The sequence below is a fragment of the Aneurinibacillus sp. UBA3580 genome, from assembly GCF_002375825.1.
GTDB lineage: Bacteria > Bacillota > Bacilli > Aneurinibacillales > Aneurinibacillaceae > Aneurinibacillus > Aneurinibacillus danicus.
The window spans coordinates 95492-102833 of sequence record NZ_DFMZ01000004.1; the positions used below are offsets into that span (position 1 = coordinate 95492).

The 7342-nt window shown below is 47.9% G+C and carries 8 protein-coding genes; all 8 read left to right on the top strand.

From position 1 onward, the window contains the following. Positions 1-327: 327 nt before the first annotated feature. Positions 328-1344: an NAD-dependent epimerase gene (locus B2899_RS00735; protein ID WP_286883282.1), complete on the top strand. Its 1017-nt coding sequence runs from the start codon at positions 328-330 to the stop codon at positions 1342-1344. A 193-nt stretch (positions 1345-1537) separates the two neighbouring features. Next, positions 1538-2194 (top strand): acetyltransferase, encoded by a 657-nt coding sequence (locus tag B2899_RS00740; protein WP_246147328.1) that lies wholly within the window; start codon positions 1538-1540, stop codon positions 2192-2194. Between the two features lie 146 nt (positions 2195-2340). Next, complete coding sequence (locus B2899_RS00745; RefSeq protein ID WP_146810479.1) at positions 2341-3099, top strand: WecB/TagA/CpsF family glycosyltransferase; 759 nt, start codon at positions 2341-2343, stop codon at positions 3097-3099. A 35-nt stretch (positions 3100-3134) separates the two neighbouring features. Continuing rightward, on the top strand, positions 3135-4232 hold the full coding sequence (locus B2899_RS00750) for a glycosyltransferase family 4 protein (protein WP_286883287.1): 1098 nt from the start codon (positions 3135-3137) through the stop codon (positions 4230-4232). A gap of 326 nt (positions 4233-4558) precedes the next feature. Then, positions 4559-4807: a hypothetical protein gene (locus tag B2899_RS00755; RefSeq protein WP_146810483.1), complete on the top strand. Its 249-nt coding sequence runs from the start codon at positions 4559-4561 to the stop codon at positions 4805-4807. 269 nt (positions 4808-5076) lie between these two features. Next, positions 5077-6174: a ParB N-terminal domain-containing protein gene (locus B2899_RS00760; protein ID WP_286883290.1), complete on the top strand. Its 1098-nt coding sequence runs from the start codon at positions 5077-5079 to the stop codon at positions 6172-6174. A gap of 23 nt (positions 6175-6197) precedes the next feature. Then, the gene (locus B2899_RS00765) at positions 6198-6695 is read left to right on the top strand and encodes a restriction endonuclease (RefSeq protein WP_146810487.1); all 498 of its coding nucleotides are present in this window, start codon (positions 6198-6200) and stop codon (positions 6693-6695) included. A gap of 70 nt (positions 6696-6765) precedes the next feature. Next, positions 6766-7266 carry a VanZ family protein gene (locus B2899_RS00770; protein WP_286883291.1) on the top strand — a complete coding sequence of 167 codons (501 nt, stop codon included), beginning with the start codon at positions 6766-6768 and terminating at the stop codon, positions 7264-7266. Positions 7267-7342: the final 76 nt, after the last annotated feature.

Consider the following 7342-nt stretch of genomic DNA (forward strand, 5'->3'; position numbering starts at 1 on the left):
TCATGATTTTCACAGAAAAAGTTAAAATATCGCATCATTAGCCCCCTGCCGATCCGCATCGGCGGGGGGCTTTTTTTGGTATAGGAAAGTATATTTCGCTGTCTCCATCCCTGAACGACCCGGATGTTTTGTCGGTCCGACCGGAGCGACACAAAGCGGCTGTTTGGCTTCTTTGAGGACAACGTCCGCGAGTTTTTCTTACTATCTACGTCTCCAGACGGTTTCGAAGGATGAATACACTTTGTTAATATTCTTTTAATGTTCCTGTAAAAATCCCGACTTCTGGTATCATGTATAATAAAAGATACACAGGAAGAAGGAACATATATGACAATTCAGTCACCCGTTCTGGTAACCGGCTGCGCGGGATTCATCGGCTTTCATGTCGCACGGCGCTTACTGGATGAAGGCTACAGCGTCACCGGATTCGACAACATGAACGACTATTACGATGTATCACTTAAACAATTCCGCCTTTCTTTATTGCGCGAATATAACAGCTTTACTTTTACTCAGGCCGCACTGGAGGATAGAGGGGCGCTCGAAGAAATCTTTGCTTCTAGTAAACCTTCTATTGTGATTCATCTGGCTGCCCAGGCGGGTGTTCGCTATAGTTTGCAGAATCCTTATACTTATGCTGATTCTAATCTGACCGGGTTCGTGAATATACTGGAAGCATGTCGCCTGTCCGGGGTTGATCATCTTGTATATGCTTCGTCCAGTTCCGTCTACGGGGCTAACGCCAAACAGCCGTTTTCCGAGCACGATGCAACCAATCATCCGGTCAGCCTTTATGCGGCCACCAAAAAAGCCAACGAACTACTGGCGCATACATACAGCCACCTGTACGGCCTTCCAACCACCGGCATTCGATTTTTTACGGTGTACGGGCCATGGGGGCGTCCGGACATGGCTTATTTCTCGTTTACCCGGGCTATCCTGGCAGGAGAGGCGATTCAAATCTTTAATGAAGGAAAAATGAAGCGGGATTTCACATATATCGATGACGCCGTAGAAGCTGTTATGCGGCTTATGCAGCGTACACCGCAACCGGATCCTGACTGGCAGGCCGCACATCCTGACCCGTCCACCAGCTACGTTCCATACCGCATTTATAATGCAGGAAGCCATCGTCCTGTTTCATTGCTGACTTTTATCGAAACGCTCGAGCGGGCACTCGGTCAGGAAGCGGTGAAAGAATGGCTGCCGATGCAGCCCGGCGATGTAAAGGACACGTATGCGGATATCGAAGATTTAATTCGTGATACAGGCTATCGTCCGGATACACCGCTTGAAAAAGGAATCGAAAATTTTGTGGCCTGGTACCGCGATTACTATAGATAAAATTTTGGCCGCAACCCCGACATGAAAATGGAGGGAAGGCTAGCTGATTTTTGTGGTATGAGGGAAAAGAGAGGAAAGAATGAGGAGATGATTTCAATGTAGAAAAAGGCGACGGCCTTTTTCTACATTGGATCTTTTTCCTTCTCCCCCCTCCTTCTCTCCTCGTGATTTTCTCAGAAAAGAGGTGCATAGCATGATGAAACGAATTGTGATTCTCGGTGCAGGCGGTCACGGCAGGGAAACCGCCCAGTTAATCAAAGACATTAACAGGGTGACCCCGGAATGGGAACTGCTTGGCTATATCGATGACAATGAAGCCATTCACGGACAGATACGCAACGGTTTTCCGGTGCTCGGCCCAACAGAGCTGCTGGCGGAAGAAGAATACAAAGATATCTACGTCATCTGCGGTTTTAGCCATCCGGAAGGAAAGAAGAAAGCAGTCGCCATGGTAAAAGAGCTACAGCCGGACATCCGATTTGCCACGCTCATTCACCCGACCGCCGTGTACGGCGACGAAAACACCATCGGTGAAGGCACTATGATTTGCGCCGGCAGCATCGTCACCACCAACGTCTCCATCGGCAGCCATGTCATCATCAATTACGGCTGCACGGTCGGGCACGACTGCATCATCGAAGACTATGCCGCCATCCTGCCCGGCACAAACCTGTCCGGCAACGTCACCATACGCGAAGGCGTCCAGACCGGCACCGGCACGTCCGTTATTCCCGGCATGGAGATTGGCGCTTACACGATTGTCGGGGCAGGCGCCGTTGTCACGCAGCCGCTCCCGGCTCACTGCACCGCAGTCGGCGTTCCGGCAAAACCGATCAAACAACGGGTCTGATGCCCTGCAAAATTCGGGGGTATTTGTCAAGAAAAAGCGTTTTTTTCTGTTTGAGCTTTTATCCGATCTGAGATAAAATGAAGGCGGTGCAACTCCAAGACAGGTTGTACCGTCTTAGTGTATGAAACGATGAAAGTTGGAAATGAATGAGAACAAGTACGGACACACACAAGCGGGTCACCATCTTAGGCGTACCGTTCCTGCACGCAACGCACAAAGAAACGGTCGACATTCTCACCCGCCGTATTCAAGACAATAAACAAACGCAGGTCGTTACGGCCAACCCGGAGATTGTCATGCTGGGCCGGCAGAATGATTCCTACATGAATCTGCTCAGGCAGGCCGGTGTAGTCACGCCGGACGGTATCGGTGTCGTGCTCGCCTCCCGCTGGATCGGGGAGCCGCTGCCGGAGCGTGTCGCAGGCTATGAGTTGCTTCATTCGCTTATGGCGCAGGCCGATACATATGGGTGGAAATATGTTCTTGTCGGTGCGTCTCCTGAATCCTGCGCAGGAGCGGCGGAGAAACTAAAAGAACAATATCCGCGTGCCTGTTATGGCGGGCATTTTGATGGGTATTTCACTGAGGAAGAAGAAAAAAGCATTCTTGAGCACATCCGACGGGAACGCCCGCAGCTGTTGTTTGTGGCGCTCGGAGCGCCGCGCCAGGAAGAATGGATCGCACGGCATCTGCCTGAACTTCCGGTGAACCTGGCTATGGGCGTGGGTGGAAGCCTGGATGTACTCTCAGGCAAGGTTAAGCGGGCGCCGCTCTTCTGGCAGAAGCTGAACCTGGAATGGCTCTACCGCCTGCTGTCGCAGCCGAAGCGCTGGAGAAGACAGCTCCTGCTGCCGAAGTTTGCATTATCCGTAATTTGGAATCAAGTATTGCTACGCAGAAAATAAATCAGGAAAACCGATGAAAGCTAAGGAGAGGAAACATGGAGATTTATGTATACGGGTTTATTCTTTCACTCGTCGTGACGCTCATCGCTACACCTCTTGTGAAACGGTTTGCCATCTATGTTGGCGCCGTGGATAAGCCCAATCATCGAAAAGTTCATCAGCGGTTAATGCCACGTCTGGGCGGTCTCGCGATTTACGCTGGTTTCACGGTTGCTTACTGGCTGCTGTTTCCTTCGTTCCTTGAACAGCAGGGCATCACATCCCAGCAAGCATTCGGGATTTTCCTCGGCGGCACCATCATCGTATTGGTCGGTGCGCTGGATGACCGCTTCGAACTGTCGCCAAAGGTAAAACTGCTCGGACAGATTATCGCCGCAGCCGTTGTCGTATACTACGGCCTGCGCATCGAATTCATAAACCTGCCGTTTGAGGGCATCCTAAGCTTTGAATGGACCTGGATTTCCGTCGCATTCACCATCTTCTGGATTATCGGCATCACCAACGCGGTAAACCTGATTGACGGACTGGACGGTCTGGCCGCCGGCGTATCCGGTATCGCTACCGCCGCGATGATGATTATGGCTTTCATTATGGGGAATACCGTTGTCGCCCTGTACTGCATCATCCTGCTGGGCGGTATCGTCGGATTTTTACGCTACAACTTCCACCCGGCCAAGATTTTCATGGGCGACACGGGCGCGCTGTTCCTGGGCTTCAACCTGGCGGCGCTCTCGATTATGGGCTTCAAGAACGTCACGCTGTTCGCGTTTATCATTCCGATTTTGATTCTTGGGGTGCCGCTCTCGGATACGATTTTCGCTATGCTGCGCCGTTATCTGAACAAGAAGCCGATTTCCGTCGCGGACAAAGAGCACCTGCACCACTGCCTGCTGGCGGCAGGGCTGTCGCACCGTGGCGCGGTACTCGCGATTTACGGACTCAGCTTTTTGTTTGCGACCGCTGCCATCGTCTTCTACCAGTCGTACCTCTGGGGTGCATTTACCATCCTTGGCGTATTGCTGCTTATCCTGCAACTAATGGCCGAACTCATCGGCTGGGTCGGGCAGAAGAAGCCGTTGCTGGAGACGGCCCGCAGAATTAAACAGATGACAACCGGTAAAGAGTACAAATAGATGAAAAACCTGCGGAAATTAAATGGCCGCAGGTTTTTCTGTGTCTAAATAAGGAACAAGCGGACAGGCGATTAGAAACACGGTATAATAAATAAAAGAAAATTGCACATGGATTTCGCAGAAAACCACCATGGCCTACAAGCCCTGCCATGAAAACGAAGGGAAGGCGGCTGGTTGCCTTTTTGCGGTACGAAGAAAAAGAGAGAAGAGAACGAGGGGGTGATTTTAATGGAGAAAAAGGCGAACGCCTTTTTCTTCCCTGGGTCTTATTTCTTCTCCCCTCTCCTTCTTTCCTCATGATTTTCCTGGAAAGTGAGGTGAATAGAATGGAAAATGAACTTCTGCATAAAATCCTGGATAAGTTAACTTCCCTCGACCAAAGAATGACTTCCATGGAGCAAAGAATGGCGTCTATCGAGCAAGAGCTTGCGGAAGTGAAACAAGAAGTCAGAGAAAACGGACAGGCCATTTACCAGATGAAAGAAGACATCCAGGACATTAAATCAGCTTTAAAATTTCATGATGCCAAGCTCTTAGAACATGAAAAAGAAATCTTTCACATCAAACACCAATAGACCGTTAAGTGAAAAAACATTTGCTGGCCCGAGGGAAAAATATACCTAAAGGGCTTTTTTGCTGTCTTTTAATTCGACGAGGTAATTTTGAGATGATAAACTGATAATAAAGAACGCTTCTAGATTCTTGCCGAGATCCGTAAACATATGTCAATATATCAAAACGTATGGATATAATACGGTATAAGAATAAGGGAATACGGAGAAGGTGAGTAGTAAGGTTAAAAGAAACGAATGCTATTCTTTAGTAAAGAAGAGAGGTGTAGAGGATGCAAACCGTAGAAGTTAATATCGATCAGTTATTATTGGACCCCAACAACTATCGCTTACACAGTCATCCGAGATATACGGAAGTGGAAGAGAAAGATATCGCAAATAAAATGGTACAGAAAAGAACACATACAATGATTGAAGGAGAAAACCGTGAAGGAATTAAAGATTTGATAGACAGTTTTAAGACCAATGGTTTTCTTCGAATTGATAATATTTTAGTAAGACAATACCATTCTCCTAAACCGCAGCATTCACCTGCGCCGCTCTATGTAGTGATAGAGGGAAACAGAAGAGTGGCGACATTGAAAGCTTTGAAAGAGGATATGGAAAAAGGTTTTTCCATTGGAAACGTAGACGAGCATTTATTTCATTCAATCGAAGTGGTGGTCTACGAAGTAGACGATGAAGCCTATACCCTGTTAATGGGGCTGCGGCATGTAAGCGGCATTAAAGAGTGGGGAGATTATGAGCAATCCGAACTTATCATGAACCTGAAGCAGAAGTACGGAATGGATACGAACGAGATTGCCCATCGTCTCGGAATGACAAAGCAGGCGGTTAAAAAGCGGCTGGATTCTTTTATTGCGATGGAGAAGTTTCGGGCGGACGAAGAATACGGCGAATATTTTACGCCTGCGCTTTCGGGGATCTTTTATGAATTGATGGGAAAGAAAGACTTGAAAGAATGGCTTGGTTGGGATAGCGAGTTAAATGATTTCACAGAAAAAGCAAGATTAAAACGTTTTTTTGGCTGGCTGTCCCCGGGAGAAGAAGATGATGAAACGGGCGTTAAAAGACCGCCTATTATACAGCGCCGCGATGAATTAAGAATACTGAATAAGTTTATCAAAGACGAGCAGGCGCTGGATATTATGGAGGAGACGGGGAGCATTTACGAGGCGCTGGAACAGAGTGCGTATTACACGCAGGAAGGATTCAAAAACAACCTTGCAACAATAAAAAAGAGTCTTGATAAAATCACGATGACGGCGTTACTGGATATGGACAAACAAACCGAAAAAGAGGTTACAGCGATTATTAATACGATTGATAAACTCATTGCCGGAATGAAACGGGTTATGAGAACAGAGTAGGTGGAGCGGGTGAATTTGAAAAGCTGTGTGCGCTTTATCTTAAGTTTTTGGGATGCATTAGTGTAAATTGCACGCCGCCTTCGCATGATCAGGGAATTGATTTTGTGGGGGTTATCCATCCCGAAGATGATGCGAGGTTTTTTGCGAAGAATCGAATCGCTTCCAAGATCTATATTATCGGACAGGCTAAGCATTATCAAAGTGAAAAGGTGCACTCTCATGAGGTGAGAGAGCTTGCCGGTTCCTTGCATTTGTTAAAAAGCAGAAATTTTGCATTGGCGGGAGATATATATAAGAATTTGGAAATTAACGCATACACTCCCATTTATGCCTACTTCATCACTTCCAATTATTTCACGAGCGCGGCAAGGCAGCTCTGTTTAAATGCGGACATTATGGACGTCGATCGGATTCTGTTGGCGTTGACTTTCGCAACGAATAGCCAATACCATGACGGCTCCGGCACTATTTATGAACAAAGCTTGTGGGATGCTTTACATACCGTTTCTTCAATTTCATAGCTTCTGCTGTGAATGCAATGGATATACTGGACAACGATAGAAAAATGTAAGGAAGAGTGAAACATAACCAATGAAGAAAGTATGGATTTGGCTGCCGGTGCTCATCATTGCCGGAGTCATCTTTATCTCCTCCTCTATTCCGTACGACAAACAAAACATCCAGCCGCTCCTGCGAGCCTACGTCAACCAGGACTTCTTTATCCGCTGGTTCTCCGATGTCAATTTCATGTACGGCACAAAAGAAATCAGCATCGCCAATCTGGGCGTACCCGCATTTCTTGAATTTTTCATCCGCAAAGCGGCCCATCTTATCAGCTACTTCCTGTTAGGCTTTGTATTATGCCGGGTGTTATGGATGCTGAGGCTGAAAGGCTGGCGCAATGCTGTTCTCTCCCTGTTCCTGGCCGTCCTGTATGCTTCTTCGGATGAACTTCACCAGATGTACACTGCCCGCCGCAACGGCATGATGCTTGACGTCTGGCTTGATGGCTTCGGTGCTGCCTGTGGCATCCTCGTCGCGCTCTGGATGTTAAAATCTCGCCATTCTGCTTCCGTTGCCTATAAATCATAAGAAAACGACCATACCTCTTCAGCCGTAATCCCGATATGAAAATTACGGGAAGGACGGCTGACTTTTGCGGTACGAA